The organism is Kitasatospora sp. HPM-01-4, from assembly GCF_051374625.1.
In the GTDB taxonomy this organism is placed as follows: Bacteria; Actinomycetota; Actinomycetes; order Streptomycetales; family Streptomycetaceae; genus Kitasatospora.
On record NZ_JBPQGP010000005.1, the window covers coordinates 2,538,544 to 2,564,786 of the forward strand.

The following is a 26,243-nucleotide window of genomic DNA, read 5'->3' on the forward strand; positions in this document are numbered from 1 at the left end:
GTGATGGAGCGTCAGGAACCCGCTGCCGCAGTAGCCTTGTTCTTACCGCGCGTCGCACCGCCGCGGCCCCGGAGGATCACCCCGGATTCGCTCAACATGCGGTGCACGAAGCCGTAGGAGCGACCGGTCTCCTCCGCCAGGGCACGAATGCTCGCCCCGGAGTCGTATTTCTTCTTAAGATCGGCCGCGAGCTTCTCACGCGCGGCACCGGTCACCCGGCTGCCCTTTTTCAGAGTCTCGGCCACCCGTGCCTCCTCGTAGCTGTGCTCGGTCAGATTCCCATGATCACCCATAGCCAGGCTCCTGGCCACCCATTCGACAAGGTCGATACCGGGAAAGCGCAGTCTGCCGGTGGTGCTCACAGCGCACAAGGGCGCTCACCGTGGGTGCACGCGCCCCCATCAGATCCAGCCAACCGCGACGAAAGAGCTGATCAGCACCATCGGCCCGCCGCTGAGAACAGCGGCGGGCCGATGGTGGCAAAGCCAAACGGAATCTCCGGCTCTCGCATTCCGCGAGTCGCAGAAGGATGAGGGTTTCTACGCCGGATCGCTGATTAGGCGTCTACTCCGGGGTCAGGCCAGCGAGACCAGATCCGCATAGGCGGGGCTCCACAGGTCCTCGACACCGTCCGGAAGCAGGATGATCCGCTCCGGCTGGAGCGCGTCGACCGCGCCCTCGTCGTGGGTGACCAGGACGACCGCGCCGGTGAAGGAGTGCAGCGCGCCCAGGATCTCCTCGCGGCTGGCCGGATCGAGGTTGTTGGTGGGCTCGTCCAGCAGCAGGACGTTGGCGCTGGAGACCACCAGCGAGGCCAGCGCGAGCCGGGTCTTCTCACCGCCGGAGAGCACCCCGGCCGGCTTGTCCACGTCGTCACCGGAGAACAGGAAGGAGCCGAGGATCTTGCGGATCTGCACCAGGTCGGTGTCCGGCGCGGCGGAGCGCATGTTCTCCAGGACCGTGCGGTCCGGGTCCAGGGTCTCGTGCTCCTGGGCGTAGTAGCCGATCTTCAGACCGTGACCCGGGATCACCTCTCCGGTGTCCGGCTTCTCCACACCCGCCAGCATCCGCAGCAGGGTGGTCTTGCCGGCACCGTTGAGACCCAGCACGACCACCCGCGAACCGCGGTCGATCGCCAGGTCGACGCCGGTGAAGATCTCCAGCGAACCGTAGGACTTGGAGAGGTCGCTGGCCGTCAGCGGGGTCTTGCCGCAGGGGGCCGGGTCCGGGAAGCGCAGCTTGGCGACCTTGTCGCTCTGGCGCACCTCGTCCAGACCGGCGAGCAGCTTCTCCGCGCGGCGGGCCATGTTCTGCGCGGCCACGGTCTTGGTCGCCTTGGCGCGCATCTTGTCGGCCTGCGCGTTGAGGGTGGCGGCCTTCTTCTCGGCGTTGGCGCGCTCGCGCTTGCGGCGCTTCTCGTCGTCCTCGCGCTGCTGCTGGTACTGCTTCCAGCCCATGTTGTAGACGTCGATGCAGGAGCGGTTGGCGTCCAGGTAGAACACCTTGTTGACGACCGTCTCGACCAGGTCGACATCGTGCGAGATCACGATGAAGCCGCCCTTGTAGGTCTTCAGGAAGTCGCGCAGCCAGGCGATCGAGTCGGCGTCGAGGTGGTTGGTCGGCTCGTCCAGCAGCAGGATGTCGGAGTCCGAGAAGAGGATCCGGGCCAGCTCGACGCGGCGGCGCTGACCACCGGAGAGGGTGTGCAGCGGCTGGCCGAGGATGCGGTCCGGCAGGCCCAGGGCGGCCGCGATGGTGGCGGCCTCGGCCTCCGCGGCGTAACCGCCCTTGGTGAGGAACTCGGTCTCCAGCCGCGCGTACTTCTTCATCGCGTTGTCGCGGGTGGCGCCCTTGCCGTTGGCCATCCGCTCCTCGTTCTCGCGCATCTTCTTCAGCACGGTGTCGAGGCCGCGGGCGGAGAGGATGCGGTCGCGGGCGAGGACGTCGAGATCGCCGGTGCGCGGGTCCTGCGGCAGGTAGCCGACCTCGCCGGAACGGGTCACCGTCCCGGCGGCCGGCAGGCCCTCGCCGGCCAGCACCTTGGTGAGCGTGGTCTTGCCCGCGCCGTTGCGGCCGACCAGGCCGATCCGGTCGCCGGGGGCGACCCGGAAGTTGGCGGACTCGATCAGGATCCGGGCACCGGCGCGCAGTTCGAGGGCGTTGGCGGAAATCATGGCTGGGGGAACTCCTGGGACGTGGGCGGGCACCTGGACCTGGACGTGACACAGGCCGGAGCGCTTGGGACGGGGCGACGCGCGGAGATCGGCGCACCGCCCTGAGGGGCGCGCCGGCTGCCCGCTAATGCCCGGGGGAAACAGCCATGCGGGCCAGTCTACCGGGCGCGCCGGGAACCCCTGCCGGAATAATGTGCCGCCCCCGTTCCGGGGCACCGGCCCGGCGGCGCCTCCAAGGCGCGCGGGAACGCCCCGGAGAACCGTGGGGTTCCGGGGCCGCTTGGCGCGCACCTTCCGCGCCCCCGGCGGCGCACGGCCGCCCGGGTGCACGCTCCGGCCGCGCCGGGGCACGACCGCTCAGGGCTTGGAGCAGGTGCCCTCGGGCTTGACCGCGGCGAAGGGGACCTCCGGGGTGCCGCAGACCGGCTCCAGGGCGCCCTGGACGGTGTCGAAGATCCGGGTGCCGACGATCGGCCCGTCGTCGACGGCCGCGCGGCGCCCGTCCAGCCGGTGCAGCAGGACGTTCGGACCGGCGCTCAGCTGCCAGTTCGGGGCGTCCAGACGGAATCCGGTGACCAGGCCGGGCAGCGGGTGGCTCGTACCGTCCGCGGCGGCGCAGCCGCGGGGCACCAGGACCGTGTCGTCGGTGTGCACGGTGCGCAGCGGATCGAACGCGCACCCGGCGGCCGGTCGCGCGTTGAACCGCAGATCGCCGTCGCGGTCCCGGAAGCCCATGGTCAGCGTGGGTGTCACCACCGCGACCCAGGGCTCGGGCTCGGTGACGGTCTGCAGCGCGGCGGCGGCGCGCTCCAGCTCGGTGTCGCGGCGCTCGGTGTCGGTCCTGGTGTCGGCGCCGGGTTCGCCGGCGGCGCGCAGCCAGTCGGCGAGACCGGGCACGGCCCGGTGCCAGCGCACCTCGTGGTCGCTCGGCCGCACCGAGGTGACCATGCCGTCGTCCCAGACCACCACGGCGTTCTCCCCGGCCATCGCCAGGTGGAGCGCGGTGGCGCCCTCCCGGCGGTAGGACCACAGGTGCTCGCCGGTGGCCTGGTTGTACGCCTCGAGACCGGGGCCGACCTTGAGTTCCAGACTGCCGGTGGCCAGTGTCTGGGCGCCCACCGGGCTGGCGTCGGCGACACCGGGCTCGGCCATCCGGTCCCCGAAGGGCACCGGCTTGTTGGCGTGCGCGGCCGCCCCGACCCCGAGCACCACAAGGACCGCCAGGGCAGGGAGGACCGATCGAGAGCTGAGGACACGAACCGGCTTCCAGGACACGGCCGGAGCGTACCCTCCGTACGCCTGTCCGTCAGCTGAACGCGGCCTTCCACTCCTGCGGGTGGCAATGACCGGCCCCGGGCGGACGCACCGCGACGACCTGCGATTCTCGGCGGGCAGCGGGGCAGGTCGGCCGTTATCGTGCGACTGCCACGGCTGGGCGGACTGTTACAGAGTTCACATCCTCCCCGGCCCGAAGACCCGGGCGTCCTGGGAGAACAGAGGGGACACGGCGCGGTGCGACACCTTCGCCCGGTCCGGATGACCCGCCGCCTCCGAGCGACGGGCGGATCCTCCCGGGGAGCGTCCGCCCGACCTCGGATCCGCCCGTACCCGTCCCCGTTCCGCGGCCGGTTCGGCCCAGACCGCCGGGCCCTCGAACCTCCCGCTCCGGCACCGCTCCTCGAGGAGAAGACATGCGATTCGGCCGCCTCGCCCTGGCCGCCGCCGCACTGCTGCTGGCGGCCACCGCGAGCGTCCCCTCCGGTGCGCCGCCGAGCCGGGCCGAGCGGCAGGCCGCACTCTCCCCGGGCGCTGCCCAGCCGCGCGGCGCCGCTCCCCGGCCGGACGTGCGGCGGGCGGAGCACGAGGTGCCGTTCGGCGCCTTCGTGGGTTCCTGGGACGACGACATCCCGCGGATCGCCGCGATGGCGCAGTGGCTGAACGGCGCCGACATGCGGGTCGGCCACACCTATCTGGCCGGGAACAGCTGGCAGGACATCGAGGGTGAACCGGTGGTGCTCACCCTGTGGACGCAGTGGCGCCGGGCCGACCCCGCGCGCCGGCTCGTCCTCGGCGTGCCGATGCTGGCCCCCAGCGAGGGCGGCGTCCCCGACGACGAGGTGGTCCGGCTGCTGGCGCGGGCCGACGGGGGCGAGTTCGACGCGCACTTCCTGCGGCTGGCGCGGCTGCTGGTGGCGCTCGGCGGCGGCGACACCGTCCTGACCCTCGGCTGGGAGATGAACGGCATCACCTACACCCACCGCTGCGGGCCGGACCCGGCCGCCTGGAAGGCGTACTGGCGGCGGATCGTCACGGTGATGCGCTCGGTGCCGGGGCAGCGCTTCAGGTTCGACTTCGCGCCCTCCCGGGGCCTGGACGCCGTGCCGTGGACCCGCTGCTACCCCGGCGACGACGTGGTCGACATCATCGGCATGGACAGCTACGACCAGCCCGCCGGCGCCACCTTCGACGACTACGTCTCGGAGCCGTACGGGCTGCAGGACCAGGTCGAGTTCGCCGCCGAGCACGGGAAGCAGGTCTCGTACCCGGAGTGGGGGCTGTTCCGCAACGGGGACAACCCCGAGTTCGTCCGGCGGATGGTCGAGTGGACGCGCACCCACGACACCGCCTACCAGACCGTCACCGACTACTGCCCGCACGGCTTCTGGGGGTGCGACCGCAACCCGCTCTCCAGCGCGGTCTTCAGGCAGCTGATGTCGGGCTCCGGGGGCGGGGCGCGGTGACCGGCGATGCCCGCGCGCCGGCCGGTACGGGCCCGCCGGCGACCGGTCGGGCCCCGGCCGGTCGGGATGCCCGACCCCGGGCCGTCAGCTCCGCCGCCGGGCCAGCAGGGCCTCCTTCAGCCGGGGCAGCCGGGTGCGCAGCAGCTGTGCCAGCGCCCGGCGCACGGTCACCCGGAGGGCGCGGGCGGCGGCGAACGGCGCGAGGCGGCCGGGCCCCAGCACCAGCCGCTGGTTGGACAGCTGGTCGGGGCGCCAGCGCTGCTTGTACGGCTCCTGGCCGCGCAGCAGGCTCAGCACCGGGATCCCGGCCGCGCGCACCTCGTCCAGGGCGACGCCGAACAGCAGCCCGGCGATGTCCAGGCGCTGGCGCAGCGCCGGGTGGGCGCCGTACATGTACAGGCCGCCGAAGGACGGGCAGAGCAGCAGCAGGTTGACCGCCACCACCTCGCCGTCGAGGCGGTAGCGGTGCAGCGCGGCCCGGCCGGTGGCGACCAGTCCGGTGGTGGACTCGGCCAGGTGGGCGGCGAAGCGCTCGGTCCGGTGCTCCGGGGTGGCACCGCGCTCCTGCCACTGCAGGAGGTGCAGCCGCAGCAGCTCCGCGATCGCCTGCGGCACCTCCTCGGGGGGCACCGAGCCCGTCTCGACACCCGCCTCGGCGATCTTGCGCTGCTTGACCCGGCTGCGCTGGGCGGTCCTGCCGGGCAGCCGTTTGAGCAGTTCCTCCATCGGTACGGCCGGGAGGTACTGGCAGAGCGAGTCCGGGAGGCGGTGGCGGCGGCCGTGCCAGTGCCCGAAGACCCGCTGGGCGGCCGCCTCCGGGTGGACCTCGCACAGCTCCAGGCTGTGCCAGGGGCGGCGGAGCGGGAGGGCGCGGGCGAGTTCGGCGGCGGCGAGGTCGGCGTAGGCGTCGTCCAGCAGCACGTCGGTGAAGTCGACCAGGCCGGCGCCGAGGTTGGTCAGGCCGCCGAAGGGGCCGCGGCGCTGCAGTGCCGCGGCCCCGACAAGCCGTTCGTCCCGGCGTACCAGCACCACGACCAGGCCACCGGGCCGGCCGTAGTGGCGCCACCAGGAGCACAGCCAGGCGGCGGCCTGGAACGAGGTGGCGGTGGCACAGCGCAGGGCCAGGTCGTCCCACTCCCCGGCCACCCGGTCGAGTGCGTCGTCGGAGCGCAGGACCTCGGACCGCCAGACGGGCCCGCCGGTCCGGACCGGAAGGCCGGTCCCGCTCAGCTGCTCGGTGCTCATCTGCCGTCCCCCGCCTGTGGTGGACCGCCGTCCGGGTACGTGGTCATGCTCGGGCGCCTGCCTCTCGGGTGTACTCGGACGGACGGGCCGGCATGACGGGCCCGGGATCGAAGGCGGGGGCGGGTACGGGGACGTCGGCGGGCCCGGGGGCGGCCGGGCGGCGGGTCATCATGACCAGGGCGCCGATCAGGACGCCGGCGGCGGCGCCGACCGCGGTGTCCAGCTGGACGGAGGGCGAGGACGGTCCCTCGGGCTCGGCCGCCGGGGCCAGCGGGACCAGCCGGACTCCGGTCTCCCTGCTGCTCGTGTCGGCGAACGCCACAAGGGACTTGGCGACCGCGTCGGCGGCCCGGACGGCGTCCCCGGGGCGCACGCCGGTCCCGGTGATCTCGATCACCGGTGCGTCCGGCGAGGTGGTGCCCCGGACCTGTCCGGCCAGGGCGGCCGTGCTCCTGCCGAGTCCGGCGGCGGCACCGGCCAGCACCTGCGGCTGTCCGGCCAGCCGCCCGTACGCCTGGGCGAAGCTGACGGCGGTGGTGCCCTCCCCCGGGTTCTGCGGGACCACCACGACATAGGAGTTGGCGGCGTAGCTGGGCTGCGCGAGCAGGCCGTAGCCGGCCCCGGCCGCGGCGCCCAGCGGTACGGCGAGCACGACCGGCCACCAGCGGCGGGTCAGCGCACGTGCGCTGCGGCCCGGTTCGGACATCGGTGACTCCGTGAGGTGTGAAGCGGCCCGTGGGGGGCCGGAGGTGGTGGTCAGGGCCGGACGGGCGCGGGGGCCGGCCGGGTGTCATGAGGGAACCGCGGTTCGGGGCCGGTCGCGCCCGTCCCGGGGCGCGGGAGGGGGCTCTCCGGCGGCGAGGGTGTCGTAGAGCCGGCCCAGCTCCTCGGCGATCCGGGCGATGTCGTAGTGCGCGACGGCCGGGGGCTGCGGGAGGGCAGTGCTGCGGCGGCTCCACAGTTCGCACAGCGCGGCGGTGTAGCAGGCGGGGTCGGAGGGGACGAGGGCGGCCTCCGGGGCGGCCTCGGGGCCGAGTTCGTCGAGAGCGGGGCAGGCGCTGTAGCGGACGGGGAGCCCGGCGGCGAGTCCTTCGAGGACGGTCAGCCCGAAGGTCTCCTCGGTCGAGGGCGCGGCCAGGACGTCCATGGCGACCAGGAGTTCGGGGACGTCCTCGCGCTCCCCCGGGCAGACCAGCCGTCCGCGCACCCCCAGCCGTTCGGCCCGCCGTACCAGTGCCTCGCGCTCCGGCCCGGCACCGACCAGCAGCAGCCAGGGCTCCCGCAGCGCCGGGTGGTCCCCGGCCAGCGCGGCGAGTTCGGCGAGCGTGTCGACCAGTACCTCGAAGCGCTTGCCGGGCACCAGCCGTCCGACGGCGCCGACCACCCAGGCCTGTTGCGGCAGGCCGAGGTCCGTTCGCACGGTCTGGCGGACCGCGGCCCTGGAGGCGGTGGGCAGGGTGTAGCGGGCGGCCTCGACCCCGTTCGGCAGCAGGTGCACCCGGTGCGGCGGGACGCCCCAGGCGTCGAGCGTTCCGGCGACCTGGCGGGAGACCGCGATGGTGGTGGTGCCGAGGCGTTCGGCGAGCAGGTAGAGCGCCCTGACCCCGACGGTGGCCCGGCGGCCCTCGATCAGCTCGGCGTGCAGCGAGTGCTCGGTGGCGACCACCGTACGGACCCCGGCCAGCCGGGCGGCCAGCCGCCCGTAGAGACCGGCCCGGTAGAGGTGGGTGTGCACCAGCCGGTAGCCGCCGGAGCGGATCAGCCGGGTGAGCCGGGGCAGCACGGTGAGGTCGCGGTTTCCGCGCATGGCCAGGTGGTGCACCACCACGCCCTCGGCCCGCAGTGCCTCGGCGACCGTTCCCGGGTTGGTCAGGGTGGCCACCTCGCAGCTGTGGCGCTCGGGCAAGTGGCGCAGCAGCAGCTGGAGTTGGCGTTCGGCACCGCCGGAGGCCAGGCCGGTGACGACGTGCAGCACCCTCATCGGTCCGCCTCCCGCTGCCCGCCCAGCGGGCTCCGGCGCAGCGCGGTCGTCGCGTCGCGGACCCGGTGCCGGGCGTGCTTGGCGAGCAGTCGCAGCGCGCCGTCCTGGTCGCCGACGTAGCAGCGGGGCAGCGCGAACCGGCCGGTGAGCTCCCCGTGCTGGATGGCGCAGGCGTAGTCGTACCCGGCGTCGCGGACCGCCAGCGCGGCGGGCAGGTCGACCGCGCCGTACGGATAGCAGAAGCCGGTGACCGGGCCGCCGACCAGGTCCTCCAGGGTGCGGCGGCTCCCCCTGGTCTGCTCGGCCAGGGCGTCGGAGGGCAGGCCGGGAAGGGCCCGGTGGCCCAGGCCGTGCGAACCGATCTCCCAGCCGGCGGCGGCGAGTTCGGCGACCTGGCCGGCCGTCAGCAGCTGCTTCCGGGGGCCCATCGCGTCCCAGCCGTTCTCGGTGCCGAGCAGGTCGGGGACGACGTACGCGGTCGCGGTGAACCCGTGCGCCCGCAGGACGGGGACGGCGTGCCGGGCGAAGTCGGCGTAGCCGTCGTCGAAGGTCAGGCCGACCAGCCGGTCCGCCCGGTCGGCGGCCCTGGCCCACAGCAGTTCGCGGACGCTGACACCGCGCCGCCCGGTGCGGGCCAGCCAGGCCATCTGGGCGGCGAACCGGTCGGGGCTGACGGTGAGCAGGTAGGGGTCCTCCTCCTCGTCGGCCACCGAGTGGTACATCAGGATCCAGGGCGCGGCCCTGGCTCCCCTGGCCTGCGCCGGGAGACGCGGTAGCCGGGTGTCAGCGTCCATGGGGCAGCTTCCCTTCAGCGGCCGGGGGAGGGTACAGGGCCCGGACGAGGGCGAGGACGGGGCCGCGTACCTCGACGGCCCCGAACGCGGCGCCGAGCACGGCGAAGGCGAGGACCACGCAGCCGCCACCGAGCAGGATGGAGAGCAGCGGGTCGGCGGTCAGCGCACCGGCGGCGGTGCCCGCCACCGCGGCGCCGACGGCGGCGGCCAGCAGCCTGGCCTGACCGCCGAGCACCCTGGGGAGCCGCAGGGCGATACCGCGCAGCAGCAGCCCGCGCAGCAGCAGCGCGGCCGTGGCGGTGATCCCGGCGGCGTTGCCCGCGGCGATGCCCAGGGCGCCGATGCGGGGGGTGGCGGCGAGTCCGACACCGACGGTGACCAGCAGCCCGAAGGCCATCGCGGCGACCGGGTACCAGTCGAGCAGGGCGAGCCGGGTGCGGGCCCCGCGGCCCGCTCGCGGCACTCCCGGCCGACGGAGCGGACGGCGGAGCGGCCGACGGCGGCTCCCGGCGCCGCCGTACTGCGGCTCGTCGGCGCGCCGGACCACCGGGCGGACCGAGAAGTACGGGCGGACCATCACCCCGACCAGCGCCTGGGCGGGCAGCCCGAGGCCGTAGACCCGCATCACGGCGGCGGTGGCGGCGGTGTCGCGCGGGCCGAAGGCGCCGCGCTCGAACAGCAGCGAGACCACCGAGGGGGCGCAGGCCATCAGGCAGGCGGTACCGAGCAGGACGACGGCGGCGGCCTGGCCGAGGTCCTTCTCCACCCGGTCCCTGGCCGCCGTAAGATCGCCCGCCGCGAGCGCGCGCGCGACCAGCGGGAAGGTCACGGTGCAGATCAACAGGGCGGCGGTCATGGCGAGTTGGGAAACCTTCGCCGCGTAGTTGAGGTGCGAGATGGTACCGGGCGGCAGGTCGGAGCCGAGGTAGCGCTCGATGAAGACCTGGGCCTGCCGGGTGAGGGTGAAGGCGGCGACCGGCAGCAGCGCGAACGGGATCAGCACCAGCCCGGCCGAGCCCCGGCGCGGGCCCGGGCGGCGCCCCCGGCGCAGCCGGCGGCAGAACGGCACGATCAGCACCCCGGCCATCAGCAGGCTGCCCAGCGCCACCCCGGCGGCGGCCGAGCGGACCCCGAGCGTCGCGTGGCAGGTGAACAGCACGGCGAGGATGCCCAGGTTGTACGCGACGTAGATGGCGGCCGGGGCGGTGAAGCGGTGGTGGGCGCGCAGCGCGGAGCCCAGGTAGCCGGCCACGCCGAACGGCAGGACGGTGCAGGCGGTGATCCGGGTGCAGGTGACGGCGAGGGCCGGGTCGGCGAGGCCGGGGGCGAGCAGGCCGACCAGGTGGGGGGCGCCGAGGGCGACGGCGGCGGCGAGGGTGCAGAGTGCCAGCAGCAGCCAGGGCAGGGTGGCGCGGACCAGTTGGCGGACCGGATCCGCCCGGTCGGGGTGCTCGTCGCGCAGGACCAGGGCGAGGCTGAAGGCGGGCACCATCAGGAAGGCCATGGCGTCCTCGATCAGCAGCGGCGCCGCCGTCTCGGGCACCGTCCAGGCGACCAGGAAGGCGTCGGTGCCCTGGTTGGCCCCGAAGTAGCGGGCCAGCAGCAGGTCACGCAGCAGGCCGAGGGCCGAACCGGCGGCGCTGAGCAGGGCGGTGACCCCGAAGGCCCGGGCCAGGAAGCCGCCCCGGGCGACGGTCTGCGGGGTACCGGCCCCGCCCTGGCGGGCGGGCGGGAGCGCGGGGGCCGCCGGGGTGGCCAGGGTGCCCGGCCGGTCCGTCGTCATGGGCGCGCCCCCCGCGCGGTGGTCGCGTCGGCTGCCGTGCGGCGGGCCCCGGCAGCGGCCCGTGCGGACCTGGCGCTCCGCGGCGGGACGGCGGCGCACCCGGCCGGCCGCCAGCCACCGCCCCCGCCGTCCGCCAGGGCCGTACGGGCGGCGAGACCGAGGACCACGGAGGTGAGGACGGTGGTGGTCCCGCCGATGTCGCCGTACAGGAAGTCGACCAGTACCCAGGTGAGCAGGGCGAGCGAGGCCGGGCCGGTACCGTCCGGCCGGCGGAGGCAGCCGATCAGCAGGACGAGGAAGAGCGCGGCGTAGGCGGCCATGCCGATCAGGCCCTGCTCGCTGAGCACCAGCAGGTACATGTTGTGTGGGGAGAGCAGGGGTTCGCGCTGGAAGCCGATGGTGGCGTCGGCCGCGTCGCTGCCGGAGGAGAGCCTCAACGGGGCGTGGCTGTCGCGCAGTTGCTGGAAGGCCTTGGGTCCGGCGCCGGTGACGGGGTGGTCCTGCCAGATCCGGCCGGCGGTGGTCCAGAGGTCGTAGCGGTCGCTGACGGACTGGTCGGGGGCGGCGGAGACCGAGCCGATGCTGGAGAGCCGCTGGGTGACGCCGTCGGAGCCGACACCGGTCCCGCAGACCAGGACGACGCCGGCCGCCAGCCCCAGCAGAGCGCTGCGGACGGCCATCCGGGCATCGACCCGCAGCACCAGCACGGTGACGGCGACGGCGCAGGCGATCCAGCTGCCCCGGCTGAAGGAGACTGCCAGCGGGAAGGTGAGGAAGGCGGCGGCGGCGAACATGGCCAGCCGCAGCGGCCGGCTGCCGCCGGGCCCGCGTTCGGCCAGGCCCAGGGCGAGCGCGGCGAGCAGGCCGAAGCTGACCACGGTGGACATCGCCATGATGTCCAGGGCGCCGAAGGTACCGACCGCGCGGATCGGCCGGCCGGTGTAGGAGGCGCCGGTCCCGGTCAGGTACTGGTTCGCTCCGACCGTGCCCTCGATCAGTGCGGCGAGCACGAAGGAGCCGAGGACCAGCCGCTGGTCGTACCGGTCGCGCAGGGCGCCGAGGACGCAGGCGGGCACCAGGACGAAGACCTGGACCAGCCGGATGAAGCCGGTCACACTGGCGGCCGGGTCGATCGAGGCGACGGTGGCGGCGGCGGCCGCGCAGACGACCGCGCCGAACAGCACGCAGGCGGTGCGGCTCAGCCCGGGGGCCCGGCCGCGCAGCAGCTCGACGGCGGTGAGCGCGACCAGGGCGAGCGAGGCCAGGTCGGCCGCGGTGATGTGGACGGCGGCGGTGACGTCCTTCTCCCCGGCGGGTACGCAGACCAGCAGCACGGTGGCGGCGGCCGACAGACTGGGCCGGGCGAGCAGGGCGCTGCCGACGGCCCGTAAGACCGGCGCTCCCGGTAGCCGGGAGGACGGGGGGCGGGAGGGCCCGGGAGACTGGGGCCGGGAGGGCCCGCCGGTGCCGAGAGCGACAAGCGACAAGCGACGAAGGAGCGCCGGAGTGCGGAGTGTCGGCGCCGGGTCCGAGGGCCCGGAGGCCCCGGAAGACAGGGGCCGGGAGGGCCCGCCGGTGCCGAGAGCGACAAGCGACAAGCGACGAAGGAGCGCCGGAGTGCGGAGTGTCGGCGCCGGGTCCGAGGGCCCGGAGGCCCCGGAAGACAGGGGCCGGGAGGGCCCGCCGGTGCCGAGAGCGACAAGCGACAAGCGACGAAGGAGCGCCGGAGTGCGGAGTGTCGGCGCCGGGTCCGAGGGCCCGGAGGCCCCGGAAGACAGGGGCCGGGAGGGCCCGCCGGTGCCGAGAGCGACAAGCGACAAGCGACGAAGGAGCGCCGGAGTGCGGAGTGTCGGCGCCGGGTCCGAGGGCCCGGAGGCCCCGGAAGACAGGGGCCGGGAGGGCCCGCCGGTGCCGAGAGCGACAAGCGACAAGCGACGAAGGAGCGCCGGAGTGCGGAGTGTCGGCGCCGGGTCCGAGGGCCCGGAGGCCCCGGAAGATGAGGCGGGTACGAGAGCCACCGGTCAGCTCCCGTCCGGGTTGAGCAGCAGGACCGCGGTGCGGAGCAGGACCTTGGTGTCCTGCCAGATGCTCCAGCTCTCGATGTAGCGGTTGTCGAAGCGGGCCCGGTCCTCGATCGAGGTGTCCCCGCGCAGGCCGTTGACCTGGGCGAGGCCGGTGAGCCCGACCGGGACGCGGTGGCGGTCGGCGTACTCGGGGTAGGCCTGGCCGAACCGCATGACGAAGTACGGGCGTTCGGGGCGCGGGCCGACCAGGCTCATGTCGCCGCGCAGCACGTTCCACAGCTGCGGGAGCTCGTCCAGCGAGGTGCGGCGCAGCAGGCGGCCGACGGTGCCCATCCGGTGGTCCTGGGAGATGTTCCAGCGGGTGGCGGACTCGTGCTCGCTGCTGGGGCGCAGGGTGCGGAACTTGAGCAGGGTGAACGACCTCCCGTCGAGTCCGGTGCGCTGCTGGCGGAACAGGACGCCGGAGCCGGTGTCGAAGCGGACGGCCAGCGCGCAGGCGGCCAGCACGGGGGCGAGGGCGATCAGGCCGAGGCCGGCGGCGGTGATGTCCAGCGCCCGCTTGACGGGCCAGCCGTGGCGGCGCAGGGCGGGCCGGCCGAGCTTGAGGCAGGGGAAGCCCCAGAGCTGGTCGCGCTCGGCCCCGGCCACCGAGCCGTACTCGCGCAGGGCGGGGACCAGCCAGACCTGGCAGCCGAGCCGGGCGGCCTCGCGGAGCGCGGCGGCGGTCTCGGCCTCGTCGGCGGCGCCCTCGGTGGCGACGACGTGGTGGATCCGGTGGCGCCGGATCTCTCGTTCGAGCGCCTCGCGCCCGCCGAGGACGGGCAGTTTGGCGTCGGGGGCGAGCATGACCGGGTCGCCGTCGAGGAAGCCGACCGGGCGCAGCCCGTACTCGCGGTGCTCGATGAGGGCGGCGGCGACCCGCTGGCCGAGCTGGCCGGCGCCGAGCACCAGGGTGGGGCTGGGGCGGCGGCGGCGGGCGCGGCGCAGCAGGCGGTAGACCAGGCCCCGGCCGCCGGCGGCGAACAGGATCAGGGCGGCCAGGGTGGCGAGCAGGCGCAGCGGGTGCGCGACGGCGACGTCGGGCGTGCCCTCCAGGAAGGCGGAGAGGATGACCGCGAAGGCCAGGGCGACGGTGGCCCGGGCGGCCAGGGCGGGGATCTCGTCGAGGGCGGAGGTGGTCAGTCTGGTGCGGTACAGGCCGGCGGCGAGGTTGAGCGGCAGCAGCAGGGGCAGTACCGCGACGGCGCCGAGGACGGGATGGCCGGTGCGGTCGGCGGTGAAGCCGGTGGCGGCGCAGGCCGCGAGGGCGTCGACGGCCAGCAGTCCCGTGGGCACCGTGATCCGGGAGCTGAACGGTCTGCGGTGCCGTCCGACCGCCGCCGAGGCGCGGGTCTGGGAGGTCCTGGCGGGGCGGTCGAGGGTGGCGGCGGTGGTCCACCCGGAGTTCGGCAGGGGGCGTCCCGGGCGTGGCACGCTCTCGTGGTCAATGGTCATCAGCGCACGAACTCCCCTGCTGTGGGCCCGCCTTGGCGGGTTGCGCACCCGCGTCGGCAGGATGTCCGGGCCGGCATCCGTACCGGCGCGGACATCCCGGCTCGATGGAGCCGGCCCGGGTGGCACCTGCCTCCATGAGTGGATTTCTGCCTATTTCCGGACTGCCTCCCGGAAGACCGGTAACTGGAAAAGGCGACGAGGCGGGCAATATCAGACAGTACCGAACAGCGGCTTGTTTTCAGAGAGTTGACTCGCCATTCCATTCCGCCCGCCCATTAATCAGACTTTCCGATTTGGATCCTCGCCCTTCGCGATTGCGAAGCGAACACGACGGAACCGCCGCGGCGAGGATTCACGGCCTGAGAAACGATCAGGAGCGCCCCGGGACACGGGCGGTCCGGCGCCGCGAAAGCGGAATGGCCGATGCCCCCGGGAATTCCGCGAACAGAATTGTTCGATACAGCTCGGCCACCCGCCCCACCACCGAGCGCACATCATGATGTCCGATCACATGTTCTCTGGCGGCTACACCCCGGCGTTCGCATTCGATCAGGTCGGCCAGCGACTCGGACATTCGCCGGGCAAGTTCCGCCGGATTCTCCGGCGGAACCAATCCGTTCCTCGCCCGTCCGGGCGGCAGCGACTCCCGGGCCCCCGGTACGTCCGTCAGCAGCACCGGCCGGCCGGTCGCCATCGCCTCCAGCGGCGCCAGCGCCATGCCCTCCCAGCGCGACGGCAGCACCACCAGGTCGGCGGCGGCCAGCCAGGGCCTGGGGTCGGCCACATCCCCCGCCAGCCGCACCCGGGACGGCTCCGGCAGGGCACGGACCAGGCCGGCCACCGCGGCGGCGTCCGGACCGCCGCCGACCAGGGCCAGCCTCGCCTCCGGCAGCCGCCGGACCACGTCCGGCCAGGCCGCCAGCAGCACGTCCTGGCCCTTCTGGCGGCAGAGCCGGCCCACACAGACCGCGAGCGGGGCGTCCAGCTCCAGGCCGAGCGACATCCGGGCGGCGCGGCGGGCCGCCCGGTCGGCGAAACCGTGGTGCCGGACGTCCACCCCGTTCGGGACCACCCGCCAGTGCGCGCGCAGACCGGCCGCCTCGCCGTCCAGCCGTTCCCGCTCGCTCACGCAGAGCACCGCACGGACCCAGCGGGTCGCGTACCGCTCCCAGCGCAGGGTGGCCGCGGCGAGCACGCCCTCGACGGCGGCGAAGGACCAGGCGTGCGGCTGGAAGACCGTCGGCACCGCCCCCCGGACCGCCAGCCGGCCCGCCAACCCGGCCTTGGCGCTGTGCAGATGGACCACGTCGGGTGCCGCGGCCTGGACGATCCGGCGCAGGCGCCACGCCTCCATCAGCGTTCCCGGGCCGGGCGAGCGCGCGGCCGGCCAGTCCAGCACCAGCGCCCCCGCCGCCGTCGCCTCGCGGGCCAGCCGCCCGCCCTGCGGACAGGCCACCAGCACCCGGCAACCCGCCTCGCGCTGCCCCCGGACCAGGTCCACCACCACCCGGGCGACACCGCCGTCCACCGGCTGGGAGATGTGAAGGATCGTCATATGCACGGCGGCGAGCCTAAGTTGGCGCCAAGTCGAGCCTCTGGCGCTGTCACCCGGGACGGGGAACGCAATCACCCGAACGGCTCAGCGGGCGTACGGGCTTACGAAGGCCCTCCGGGTGCCCCGACAGACGCCCGGTCGCACCCGGGAGGCCGGCCCGTGCACCTGGGAGGCCGGCCCGTGCGCCCGGACTCAGGCGACCTCGGTGGCGAGGCGGGCGAGGACCTCGTCGTGGATGCGGTTGAGGCCCTTGGGGGCGAAGGTCCGCTCGAAGAAGCCGCCGATACCGCCCGCGCCCTTCCAAGTCGTCTCGACGAGGACCTTGGCCTGGCCGGCCCCGGCCGCCGTGACCGTCCAGGTGATCACCATCGAGGAGTTGGCGTCGGACTCGACCAGCTTCAGCGGCGCCGGCTCGGTGACGTCGAACAGGCAGTCACGGACCCGCTTCTCGGTGGCCTGGAGCTTCCAGTGCACCCGGGTGCCCGCGCCCCGGCCGCCCGCCTTGACCTCGTACTCGCTGTACTGCGCGGGCAGCAGCTTCGGCCGGGTGACGGCGTAGTCCGCCAGCGCCTCGTACACCCGCTCCGGGGACGCCTGGTAGACCCGCTCGGTGGCGGCGTACACCTGACCCATGACCTGCTCTCCTCCGACTGTACGGCCCAGCTGTGCTGGCCGGCTCCGATGACGGGCCAAGCCAACCACCGCTCACCTCCGGTACCAAAACCGGGGCCGCACCGGCCGACCGCCGGGTTAGGGTGGCCGGTGTGCTGACCGAGGTGACCGCGCTCCGCTATCTGAACCCGCTGCGGGCGGGCGGCTCCGTGCCCGGGATCGTGGAGGCCGACGACCTCGGGACGTACGTGGTCAAGTTCACCGGCGCCGCGCAGGGCCGCAAGGCGCTGGTCGCCGAGGTGATCGTCGGCGAGCTGGCCCGGCGGCTCGGCCTGCGGGTGCCCGAGCTGGTCCTGGTGGACTTCGACCCGGTGGTCGCCGCCGAGGAGCCGGACCCGGAGATCCAGGACATCCTGCGGGCGAGCGCCGGACACAACCTCGGCATGGACTACCTGCCGGGCGCCCGCGACTTCGATCCGGAGGGCGGCGCCGGGGGAAGGCGGCCGATGGTGGACGTCGATCCCGTCGAGGCCGGGCAGGTGGTCTGGCTGGACGCGCTGACCGGCAACGTCGACCGCAGCGTCCACAACCCCAACCTGATGGTCTGGCACGGCCGGCTCTGGCTGATCGACAACGGCGCCGGGCTGATCTTCCATCACCGCTGGTCCGGTGCACACGCCTCGCTGCTCAAGCGGTACGACCTGAGCAACCACGCGCTCGCCGCCTTCGGTCCCGACGTGCCCGCCGCCGACGCCCGGCTCGCGCCGCTGGTGACCGAGGAACTGCTGCGCGAGGTGGTCGGGCTGGTCCCGGCGCAGTGGCTGGCGGGCGAGCCCGGCTTCGACTCGGTGGACGAGGTGCGGGAGGCCTACGTCCGCCATCTTGCCGCGCGGGCCCGGGGATCGGCGGCCTGGCTACCGGACGGGTTCGCCACGCCGGAGCAGCTGCGGCGCACCGAGGAGGCGCGGGCCGCCGCGACCCGGGCGGGGCGGCCCGCCTGGCTCAGGCACGTGCCCGACCTGCACGGGAAGCCCTCAGCCGCACCGGACTGGAGCCGGCACATCGACTGACGGGCGGAACGCGACCGGCCCCCGCGCTGCCGGGTGCGGCTCGGCCCGTGCGCGCCGCCGGTCGGCGGCCGCGGCCCGGAAGCGACCGCCACCAGGCCACCGAGGGCTGCTCAGAGGCGGTACAGCCGACGGGCGTTGCCGGCCGAGACCATGCCCTCGATCCTGGACGCGTCGGCCGCCGAACAGGCGCCGTCCGTGTGCCAGTCGGCGAGCAGCCGCGCCAGGCTGTACCGGTACTGGGCGGCGCCGACCAGGAAGAGTTCCGGCAGCCCGTAGCCGTCGGTGGAGAACAACACCTTGCCGAACGGGGCGAGTTCGAGCACCTCGCCGAGCACCTGGGCGGCCCGCGCACCGGTGTGCGAGACGGTGAGGCCGACGTCCGCGTACACATGGGGGAAGACGGCGGCCAGCCAGGCGGCCTGGCGGTGGTACGGGTAGCCGTGCAGCAGCACCAGCGGGACGCCGCTGGGCTCGACGGCGCGGATGAAGTCGGCCAGCAGTGCCGGGTCGGCCAGATGCAGCCGCAGGTCGGGGTCGCCGAAGCCGGTGTGCACCTGGACCGGCAGACCGAGCGGGGCGCAGACCTCCACGGCCGTCCACAGCAGCCGGGCGAGCAGCACGGGGTCGGTCAGCCTGGTCCGGGGGCCTCGGAGCCAGGCGCCGGCCGCCCGGACCACCTCGGCCTCCTCCGGCGGCTGTGGCGGTACGGCCAGTCCGCACCGGTAGGCCGCTATGGACTTCAGCGCGACGGCCCCGGCGGCGGCCCTCTCCAGCGCCGACCGCGTGGCCCCGGACCACCCCGCGGCGGTGGTGTCGACCCGCTCGGCGATGCTCTCGATCCGGACCACTTCGCGGACCTCGGCACCGGCGGCGGCGGCCAGGTCGGCCAGCGGGAGCAGGGGGTGCCCGGCGGCGGCGGTCAGTCCGGTGTCCACCAGGCAGGCGTCGAGAGCCGCCGCGGCCAGCAGCCGGGCGGTGGCCTCGACGGGGCCCAGCTCACTGCGCCGGGCCAGGTAGTCGGCGGCCGGGGCGTGCGCGGGCAGCCCGAGCGCGGGCGGGCACCACCGGCGGACGGCCATACCGATGCTGCTGTCGAAGGGCGTGGTCCCGGCGGCGGGCGGCCGGTCGGACTCGGTGATCAGGGAGGCGAAGCCGTCCGGATCCAGCTCGACGCGGACCACGCTGTGGCAGTGCTGGTCGACCAGCCTCACGGTCAGTACCGCCAGCGGGTCGCGGCGATCAGCTCCTCGGCGCCGAGGGGCCCGAGGAGTTCGACCTCCGCGCGGCGGACCGCGAGCACCGCGGCGTGCAGCTGGGCACCGAGCGCCTCGCGCAGCAGGACGGACTTCTCGAACGCGTCCACGGCCACCGACAGCTCGGCGGGAAGCCGCTCGACGCCGCTCTGCCCGGCCGGGTCGCCGTGCACCTCGGGCGGCAGCGAACGGCCCGCGTCCAGCCCGCCGAGGCCGGCGGCGAGCACCGCGCCGATCACCAGGTAGGGGTTGGCGGCCGGGTCGAAGCACTTGATCTCGGCATTGGCCTGGGAGCCCGTCGAACCGGTGATCAGCCGCAGCGCGGCCTCCCGGTTCTCCAGGCCCCAGCAGCGGAACGGCCCGGCCCAGCGGGAGGGCTGCAGCCGCAGGTAGCTGGCCACACTGGGCGCGCCGAGGGCCAGCAGCGCCGGGAGTTCGGCCAGCACCCCGGCGAGGAAGGTCTCCGCCTCGTCGTGCAGCCCGTAGGGCCCGGGGCCGCCGTGGCTGAGGTTCTGCTCGCCGCGCCACAGGCTGAAGTGCAGATGGCCGCCGTTGCCGACGCCGTCGGCCGTGACGGCGGGCGCGAACGAGGCGCGCAGCCCGTACCGGTGTGAGACGGCGCGCACGGTGTGCCGCACCAGCAGCGTGGTGTCGGCGGCCTCGATCGGGCCCTCGGCGGCGACCGAGACCTCGAACTGGCCCGGGGCGTACTCGGGGTGGATCTGCAGGACCGTCAGCTCCTCTGCGGTGAGCGCCCGCATCACGTCCCGGAGGTAGTCGGAGTGGTCGATCAGCTTGTTCATCCCGTAGGCGGGGGCGTCGGCGACCGGCCTGCCGTCGGCCTCGGTGACCACCCACTCGACCTCGAAGCCGGCGCGCAGTGTGAGGCCGCGCCGTTCCAGGGCCTCCACCATCCGGCGGGCGAAGCGCCGCTGGCAGCCCGGGTGCGGGGCACCGTCCTGGGTGTAGCGGTCGACGGGGGCCCAGGCCCAGCCGGGCTGGGCGGCCAGCCGGGAGAGCCTGGCCAGGTCGGGGACCAGCCGCAGGTCGCCGTCGGGGCCGGTGGTGAACGGGCTGCTGGTCAGCGAGTCGTCCACCAGGAACACGTCGAAGGACGGCGAGGCGCCGACGCCCCACTCGGCGGCGTGTGCCAGCTGGCGGACGGGAACGGCCTTGACCCGGCTGACCCCCGCGTTGTCGACCCAGCCGAGCACCACTCCGTCGATGGCCTCGTCGGTGAGTCGGGCGGCGGCCAGCCGGGCCTGGGCGGCGCGTTCCGCGCGGGGCTGCGTGGTGGTCATAGGTCCATGCTGCCGCCACCGCACCCGTTCGGGGGCCGACCGGGCGGGTCTGTCACCCGTCAGGTTGACCGCACGCCGGGCGCGGGCACCCGAACGGATCTGCGACCATGGATGCTCCCCTCGGCGTCCGGTCCCCGTACGGAAATTCGGTTGAACCCGGAGCCGGTGTCGCGGAGAGTGGTCACTCTGGGCCTCGTCTGCGGTGAAGGGGGCGAAGACCGCGCCGAGCACCCCCGAAGCCTGTGACACGGGTCACCGGCAGGCCTGAAATATCCGGGGAACGATTCCCCGTTTACCTCTCTGTCCACACGATCCGGGGAGACACTCCCCGGATACACGGCTGCCGCCGCACGACCGCGAAGCCGGAACCACCTCGAAGGGAGCACTCGACCATGACCGTCACCACCGCCCAGCCGGCCGGCCCACGGCTCAGGGCCGACGCCTCCCGCAACCGGGCGCGGATCATCGCCGCCGCCCGCGAGGCCTTCGTCGAGTGGGGCGCGGACGTGCCGCTGGACGAGATCGCCCGCCGGGCCGGGGTGGGCAACGCCACGCTGTACCGCAACTTCCCGAACCGGCGCGAGCTGATCCACCACGTCACGCTCTCGGTGATCACCGGCGTCATCGAGCACGCCGAGGCCGCCATGGCCGAGGAGGCGGACACCTTCCAGGCCGTACGCCGCTTCGCGCTCGCGGCCGCCGATGAGCGGATCGGCGCCCTGTGCCCGCTGCTCACCGACCACATCGACCGATGCGATCCCGGCCTCACGGCGAGCCGCCTGCGGCTGACGCAGGTGGTCGAGGAGCTGTTGGCGCGCGCCCAGCGGGCCGGCCGGCTCCGTCCCGACATCGCCGCCGGCGACTTCGGGCTCGCACTCACCCAGCTCACCCGTCCACTGCCGGGCAGCGGATGCCCGGCTCTCGACGCCGTCGTCCAGCGCCAGCTCCAGATCTTCCTGGACGGCCTGGAGGCCCCGGCCCGTTCCATCCTGGACGGCCGCGCCGTGACCCTGGAGGACCTCAAGCGGCACAACTGACCTGCACCTGACTGCGCTCTGACTCCTCGCACATCTGCACGCTCTTGTACGTAAGTGGGTACCCCCATGTCTGAATCCGTCCTCCAGCCGGATCCCCGGCGCTGGAAGGCCCTGGCCTTCATCGGCCTCGCCCAGCTGATGGTCGTGCTCGACGCGACCATCGTGAACATCGCCCTCCCGACCGCCCAGGCCGACCTGCACATCTCGGACGCCAACCGCCAGTGGGTCATCACGGCCTACGCCCTGGCCTTCGGCGGCCTGCTGCTGTTCGGCGGGCGGATCGCCGACCTGTGGGGCCGGCGGCGCGCCTTCATAGTCGGCCTGAGCGGCTTCGCGCTCGCCTCCGCGCTCGGCGGCGCCGCCGCCAACAGCAGCATGCTGCTCGGCGCCCGCGCCCTCCAGGGCGTGTTCGGCGCACTGCTCGCCCCGGCCGCGCTCTCGCTGCTCGCGGTGATGTTCAGCGAGCCCAAGGAGCGGGCCAAGGCCTTCGGCATCTACGGTGCGATCGCCGGTGGCGGCAGCGCCATCGGTCTGACCCTCGGCGGCCTGCTCACCGAGTACCTGAACTGGCGCTGGACCTTCTACGTCAACATCCCGTTCGCCGTGATCGCCATCACCGGCGCGGTGCTGGTGATCCGCGAGCCCGCCCAGGGCCGCAACGGCAGCAAGCTGGACATCCCCGGCGTGCTGCTGGTCACCACCGGCCTGGTCTCGCTGGTCTACGGCTTCACCCGGGCCGAGTCGGACGGCTGGACCTCGGGCATCACGCTCGGCCTGTTCGCCGCCGCGGCGGTGCTGCTGATCTCCTTCGTCCTGGTCGAGCGCTCGGTCAAGGCCCCGCTGCTGCCGCTGCGCGTGGTCACCAACCGCAACCGCGCCGGTGTCTACCTCTCGCTGGGCTCGGCCGTGATCGGCATGTTCGGGCTCTTCCTGTTCCTGACCTACTACCTGCAGGTCGTGCTGCGCTACAGCCCGGTCGTCACCGGTCTGGCCTTCCTGCCGATGGTCGCGGGCATGATCACCGGCTCCACCCAGATCGGCGCCCGGCTGATGACCAGGGTCGCCCCGCGCTTCCTGATGGTGCCGGGCTTCGTGACCGCCTCGCTCGGCATGCTGGTCCTCACCCAGATCAAGGTGGACAGCTCCTACCCGGCGCACATCCTGCCCGGCCTGATCCTGATGGGCCTCGGTATGGGCACCGCGTTCATGCCCGCGATGAGCCTGGCCACCTACGGGGTCGAGCCGCGGGACGCGGGTGTCGCCTCCGCCATGGTCAACACCTCGCAGCAGATCGGCGGCGCGATCGGCACCGCGCTGCTGAACACCATCGCGGCCAGCGCGGCCACCGCGTACGCCAAGTCGCACCAGGCCGAGGCCGCTTCGCCGCTGTTCAAGCTGCAGGTCATGGTGCACAGCTTCTCCACCGCGATCTGGTGGTCCTTCGGCATCCTGCTGCTGGCGGCGCTGATCGCCCTGGTCTTCATCAACGTCGGCCACCCGGGCAGCCAGACGAAGAGCGCCGTCCAGGAGGAGGACGCCGTTCCGGTGCTGGTGCACTGACAGCCTCCGCTCCGAAGCCCTCGTGGCACTCCCTCCGGGGAGCGCCACGGGGGCTTCGCCGTACCCGGACCCGTTCCCCAACTCTTCCTACGCGGCGGTAACTTCGCTACAGTGACCGCACGCACCACCGCCGGGCTTCGGGAGCCGCACCGGCGGGAGTCGGCGTCCGACGTGCCATCGCGCGTTCCACGGAGCCGGCGCGGGTGCCCGTTTCCCGGCCACGGCCCTACTCGGACGACGGCCGTCACTCCACCAGCGTCAGCGTCGCTTCATCTCGTCCAGCGCGCCTGAGCACCACGGCACTTCCGCGGCACGGCCGGAGCGGACCGGCCCGTCCCGCGGTGCCGCAACCGTCATCACCACTCCCCCGCGCTGTCGCGCCCTCCTCCGGTACGCCCGCGGCACGGCACCGCCCCGGCGCGGCACCGGAGCGCGGCGCGGGGCCCATGACAAGGAGTCACGACTCATGGAGCGTCCCTTCCCCACCGTCGCCGTGGTCGGCCTCGGCACCATGGGTGCAGGCATCGCCGTGGCCGCCGCACGCAGCGGCCGCCGGGTGATCGGCGTCGAAGCCGGTCCGGACGCGGCCGCGCGGGCACTGGCCCGGATCGAGGAGGCCACCGCGCACGCCGTCCAGCGCGGGCGGTTCACCGCCGAGGAGCGTACGGCGCTGCTCGCGCTGATCTCCGTCGGCGACCGGCTGGAGGCGGCGGCCGAGGCCGACCTGGTGATCGAGGAGGTCCCCGAGCAGTTGGAGCTCAAGCGGGAGATCTTCGCCGAACTGGACCGGATCTGCCCGCCGGAGACCGTACTGGCCACCGGCACCACCGCCCTGTCGGTCACCCGGATCGCCGCCGCCACCGCCCGCCCCGACCGGGTGCTGGGCCTGCACTTCTTCAACCCGGTGCACAGCATGAAGCTGGTCGAGGTGGTCCGCACCGTACTGACCTCACCGCAGATCGCCGAGCAGGCCGCCGAGTTCGCCCGCGAGCTGGGCAAGGAGCCGGTCGCCGCGGGCGACCGGGCCGGGTTCGTGGTCAACGGCCTGCTGTTCGCCTACCTCAACCAGGCCGCCGCGATGTACGAGTCCAGGTACGCCACCCGGGAGGACATCGACGCCGCCATGCGGCTCGGCTGCGGTCTGCCGATGGGCCCGCTGGCACTGCTCGACCTCATCGGCGTGGACACCGCCCGCACCGTGCTGGAGGCGATGTACGAGCAGTCGAAGGACCGGCTGCACGCGCCCGCGCCGATCCTCGGCCAGCTGGTGGCGGCCGGACTGCTGGGCCGCAAGTCGGGCCGCGGCTTCTACACCTACGAGGCACCGGGATCGTCGAAGGTGGTGGCGGACAAGGTGGTCGCCACCGCCGCCGCCAGGGCCGAAGGGCGCGAGGTGCGCAGCATCGGCGTCTGCGGCTCGGGCACCATGGCGACCGGGATCGCCGAGGTCTTCGCCAAGTCCGGGTACCGGGTGCTGCTCGCGGCGCGCAGCCAGGACAAGGCCGACCGGGCGAAGGCGCAGCTGTCGAAGTCGCTGGAGCGTTCGGTGGCCAAGGGCCGGCTGACCGAGGAGCAGCGCCAGGAGGCACTGGCACTGGTGGTCCCGACCGGTTCGTACACCGAACTGGCCGAGGTGGACCTGGTGGTGGAGGCGGTGGCCGAGGATCTGGCGGTCAAGCGCGAGCTGTTCGCGACCCTGGACAAGATCTGCAAGCCGGGCGCGGTACTGGCGACCACCACCTCCAGCCTGCCGGTGATCAGTTGCGCCACCGCGACCTCGCGGCCGCAGGACGTGATCGGGATGCACTTCTTCAACCCGGCCCCGGCGATGAAGCTGGTCGAGGTGGTCTCCACCGTGCTGACCTCGGCCGATGTCACGGCGACGGTGCTGGAGTCGTGCGCCGCGGTGCGCAAGCACCCGGTGGAGTGCGGGGACCGGGCCGGGTTCATCGTCAACGCCCTGCTGTTCCCGTATCTGAACGACGCGGTGCGGATGCTGCAGGAGCACTACGCCACGGTGGACGACATCGACACCGCGATGAAGCTGGGCTGCGGCTACCCGATGGGCCCGTTCGAGCTGCTGGACGTGGTCGGTCTCGACGTGTCGCTGACCATCGAGAAGGTGCTGCACCAGGAGTTCCGCGAGCCGGGTCTGGCGGCGGCACCGCTGCTGGAGCACCTGGTGGCGGCGGGGTGCCTGGGCCGCAAGACCGGCCGCGGTTTCCGCGACCACGCACGCCGGTGAACGGCCGGCCGATGCCGGGCGCCGGGCCCGGTCCCCGCCCGTCCCCCGGGGCGTCCGGGCGGTCGGTCTGGGGCCAGGGGACGGTCTCCTCCCGCTGGCCCCGGCCCGCCGTCAACGGGCCGGTGGCGGCGGTACGCCGCCCCAAGGCCGCAGGCCCGGCCGCCGGGGCGTGTAGCGTGCCTGACATGGATCGGGATCAGTCATCCGCGGAGCAGTCGGCCCTCGAAGAAGCCCTGTCGGTACAGGCGCTGGCGGCGCAGTCGGCGGCGGGGGTCTCCTCCGCCGGTCACCGGCGGGCGGCGGCCCAGCGGCAGCAGATGCGCCAGGATCTGGCCAAGGCCGCCATGGAGCTGTTCGCCTCGCAGGGGTACGAGGAGACGACGGTCGATCAGATCGCCGCCGAGGCCGGGGTGGCCCGGCGGACCTTCTTCCGGTACTTCCGCTCGAAGGAGGAGGCGATCTTCCCGGACCACGACGACACCCTGGTCCGGGTGGCCGACCTGCTGGCCAGCGCCGGGCCCGAGGAGCACCCGCTGGACGTGGTCTGCCGGGGCATCAAGGAGGTGCTGCGGATGTACGCCTCCACCCCAGGGGTGTCGGTCGCGCGGTACCAGCTGATCCGTCAGGTTCCGGCACTGCGCGAGCGGGAGATCGCGGTGGTCTCCCGCTACGAGCGGCTGTTCACCAGGTATTTGTTGGGGCGGTTCGACGCGGCGATCGGAACGGCGACGGAAGGAGCGAGGGACGAGCGACGCGCGGAGCGTGACCTTGCAGCCACTGGAACGGCGACGGAAGGAGCGAGGGACGAGCGACGCGCGGAGCGTGACCTTGCAGCCACTGGGACGGCGACGGAGGGAGCGGGCAACGAGGAAGGCGCGGAGCGTGACCGTGCCGCCGCGATCCCGCCCGGCTGGCAGCGCGGCGGGGACGACGACTCGATGCTGGCCGAGGTCTCGGCGGCGGCCGTGGTGGCGGCGCACAACCACGTGCTGCGGCGCTGGCTGCGCGCGGGCGGCCACGGCGACGTGGAGGCGCAGCTGGACCACTCCTTCGAGGTGATCAGGGGAACGTTCTGGGCGACCGCCCCGCACCGCACGCGGCGGCGTGGCACTCCTGTGGCACCCGGTGCCATTGATGACGCGCCGTCAGCCCTGGAGACGGCGGCCGTGCGCGCACTGAGTGCCAGTCCCGGCGGTGAGGTACTCATCACAGTGGCGCGCACCGACGCTCCGCTGGACCTGGTGGTGGACCGGATCAGGGCCGCCCTCAGCGGCGCTCCGACGAGCTGATCGCGCAGGTCAGACGGGTTTTCAGGGCCCGCTCCGCAGCAGCGGGGCGGGCCCTTCGCATGCCCGTTTCGCGGCTTTCGAACTG

Annotated in this window: 20 protein-coding genes; 6 read left to right on the top strand and 14 right to left on the bottom strand. The window is 73.9% G+C overall.

Annotated elements, in window-relative coordinates:
- Nucleotides 1-11 precede the first annotated feature (11 nt).
- From ACSMTC_RS10730 to ACSMTC_RS10740, 3 genes are all read right to left on the bottom strand, one after another.
- Nucleotides 12-245 (bottom strand): helix-turn-helix domain-containing protein, encoded by a 234-nt coding sequence (locus ACSMTC_RS10730; RefSeq protein ID WP_030285640.1) that lies wholly within the window; start codon nt 243-245, stop codon nt 12-14.
- Between the two features lie 330 nt (nt 246-575).
- Nucleotides 576-2,174 carry an ABC-F family ATP-binding cassette domain-containing protein gene (locus ACSMTC_RS10735; protein ID WP_436559426.1) on the bottom strand — a complete coding sequence of 533 codons (1,599 nt, stop codon included), beginning with the start codon at nt 2,172-2,174 and terminating at the stop codon, nt 576-578.
- Nucleotides 2,175-2,531: 357 nt separating this feature from the next.
- Nucleotides 2,532-3,449, bottom strand: a complete 918-nt coding sequence (locus ACSMTC_RS10740; RefSeq protein WP_436559427.1) for a PQQ-binding-like beta-propeller repeat protein — start codon at nt 3,447-3,449, stop codon at nt 2,532-2,534.
- Nucleotides 3,450-3,865: 416 nt separating this feature from the next.
- Between ACSMTC_RS10740 and ACSMTC_RS10745 the strand changes: the two genes are divergently transcribed.
- Complete coding sequence (locus ACSMTC_RS10745; protein ID WP_436559428.1) at nt 3,866-4,915, top strand: glycoside hydrolase family 26 protein; 1,050 nt, start codon at nt 3,866-3,868, stop codon at nt 4,913-4,915.
- 84 nt (nt 4,916-4,999) lie between these two features.
- Here ACSMTC_RS10745 and ACSMTC_RS10750 read toward each other — a convergent pair whose 3' ends face one another.
- The 9 genes from ACSMTC_RS10750 to ACSMTC_RS10790 form a co-directional block, all read right to left on the bottom strand.
- Nucleotides 5,000-6,160, bottom strand: a complete 1,161-nt coding sequence (locus ACSMTC_RS10750) for a GNAT family N-acetyltransferase (RefSeq protein WP_436559429.1) — start codon at nt 6,158-6,160, stop codon at nt 5,000-5,002.
- A gap of 43 nt (nt 6,161-6,203) precedes the next feature.
- A complete protein-coding gene (locus tag ACSMTC_RS10755) occupies nt 6,204-6,866 on the bottom strand; it encodes a YveK family protein (RefSeq protein WP_436559430.1) in 663 nt (220 codons plus the stop codon).
- A gap of 84 nt (nt 6,867-6,950) precedes the next feature.
- Complete coding sequence (locus ACSMTC_RS10760) at nt 6,951-8,141, bottom strand: glycosyltransferase (protein ID WP_436559431.1); 1,191 nt, start codon at nt 8,139-8,141, stop codon at nt 6,951-6,953.
- Entirely contained in the window at nt 8,138-8,935 is a 798-nt protein-coding gene (locus ACSMTC_RS10765) for a polysaccharide deacetylase family protein (RefSeq protein ID WP_436559432.1), read from the bottom strand. Before ACSMTC_RS10765 ends, ACSMTC_RS10760 begins: the two co-directional genes overlap by 4 nt.
- Entirely contained in the window at nt 8,925-10,718 is a 1,794-nt protein-coding gene (locus ACSMTC_RS10770; protein ID WP_436559433.1) for a lipid II flippase MurJ, read from the bottom strand. The genes ACSMTC_RS10765 and ACSMTC_RS10770 overlap by 11 nt, the downstream gene beginning before the upstream one ends.
- On the bottom strand, nt 10,715-12,205 hold the full coding sequence (locus ACSMTC_RS10775) for an O-antigen ligase family protein (protein ID WP_436559434.1): 1,491 nt from the start codon (nt 12,203-12,205) through the stop codon (nt 10,715-10,717). Before ACSMTC_RS10775 ends, ACSMTC_RS10770 begins: the two co-directional genes overlap by 4 nt.
- Nucleotides 12,206-12,739: 534 nt before the next feature.
- Nucleotides 12,740-14,236, bottom strand: coding sequence for a sugar transferase (locus tag ACSMTC_RS10780; RefSeq protein WP_436559435.1), 1,497 nt, complete (start codon nt 14,234-14,236; stop codon nt 12,740-12,742).
- Nucleotides 14,237-14,606: 370 nt separating this feature from the next.
- Nucleotides 14,607-15,791, bottom strand: a complete 1,185-nt coding sequence (locus tag ACSMTC_RS10785; RefSeq protein WP_436559436.1) for a glycosyltransferase — start codon at nt 15,789-15,791, stop codon at nt 14,607-14,609.
- A 192-nt stretch (nt 15,792-15,983) separates the two neighbouring features.
- On the bottom strand, nt 15,984-16,424 hold the full coding sequence (locus tag ACSMTC_RS10790) for an SRPBCC family protein (RefSeq protein WP_436559437.1): 441 nt from the start codon (nt 16,422-16,424) through the stop codon (nt 15,984-15,986).
- A 131-nt stretch (nt 16,425-16,555) separates the two neighbouring features.
- Here ACSMTC_RS10790 and ACSMTC_RS10795 point away from each other — a divergent pair, with 131 nt between their 5' ends.
- The gene (locus tag ACSMTC_RS10795; RefSeq protein WP_436559438.1) at nt 16,556-17,473 is read left to right on the top strand and encodes a HipA family kinase; all 918 of its coding nucleotides are present in this window, start codon (nt 16,556-16,558) and stop codon (nt 17,471-17,473) included.
- 110 nt (nt 17,474-17,583) lie between these two features.
- Here ACSMTC_RS10795 and ACSMTC_RS10800 read toward each other — a convergent pair whose 3' ends face one another.
- Together ACSMTC_RS10800 and ACSMTC_RS10805 are read right to left on the bottom strand one after the other, a co-directional pair.
- Nucleotides 17,584-18,684 (bottom strand): amidohydrolase family protein, encoded by a 1,101-nt coding sequence (locus ACSMTC_RS10800; protein WP_436559439.1) that lies wholly within the window; start codon nt 18,682-18,684, stop codon nt 17,584-17,586.
- Nucleotides 18,685-18,686: 2 nt separating this feature from the next.
- Nucleotides 18,687-20,027: a type I glutamate--ammonia ligase gene (locus tag ACSMTC_RS10805; RefSeq protein WP_436559440.1), complete on the bottom strand. Its 1,341-nt coding sequence runs from the start codon at nt 20,025-20,027 to the stop codon at nt 18,687-18,689.
- A gap of 392 nt (nt 20,028-20,419) precedes the next feature.
- Here ACSMTC_RS10805 and ACSMTC_RS10810 point away from each other — a divergent pair, with 392 nt between their 5' ends.
- The 4 genes from ACSMTC_RS10810 (at nt 20,420) to ACSMTC_RS10825 (ending at nt 26,158) form a co-directional block, all read left to right on the top strand.
- Nucleotides 20,420-21,064, top strand: coding sequence for a TetR/AcrR family transcriptional regulator (locus ACSMTC_RS10810; RefSeq protein WP_436559441.1), 645 nt, complete (start codon nt 20,420-20,422; stop codon nt 21,062-21,064).
- Nucleotides 21,065-21,130: 66 nt separating this feature from the next.
- The gene (locus tag ACSMTC_RS10815) at nt 21,131-22,624 is read left to right on the top strand and encodes an MFS transporter (protein WP_436559442.1); all 1,494 of its coding nucleotides are present in this window, start codon (nt 21,131-21,133) and stop codon (nt 22,622-22,624) included.
- Nucleotides 22,625-23,090: 466 nt separating this feature from the next.
- Complete coding sequence (locus ACSMTC_RS10820; RefSeq protein WP_436559443.1) at nt 23,091-24,869, top strand: 3-hydroxyacyl-CoA dehydrogenase family protein; 1,779 nt, start codon at nt 23,091-23,093, stop codon at nt 24,867-24,869.
- Nucleotides 24,870-25,054: 185 nt separating this feature from the next.
- Entirely contained in the window at nt 25,055-26,158 is a 1,104-nt protein-coding gene (locus ACSMTC_RS10825) for a TetR family transcriptional regulator (RefSeq protein WP_436559444.1), read from the top strand.
- The last annotated feature ends 85 nt before the right edge of the window (nt 26,159-26,243 follow it).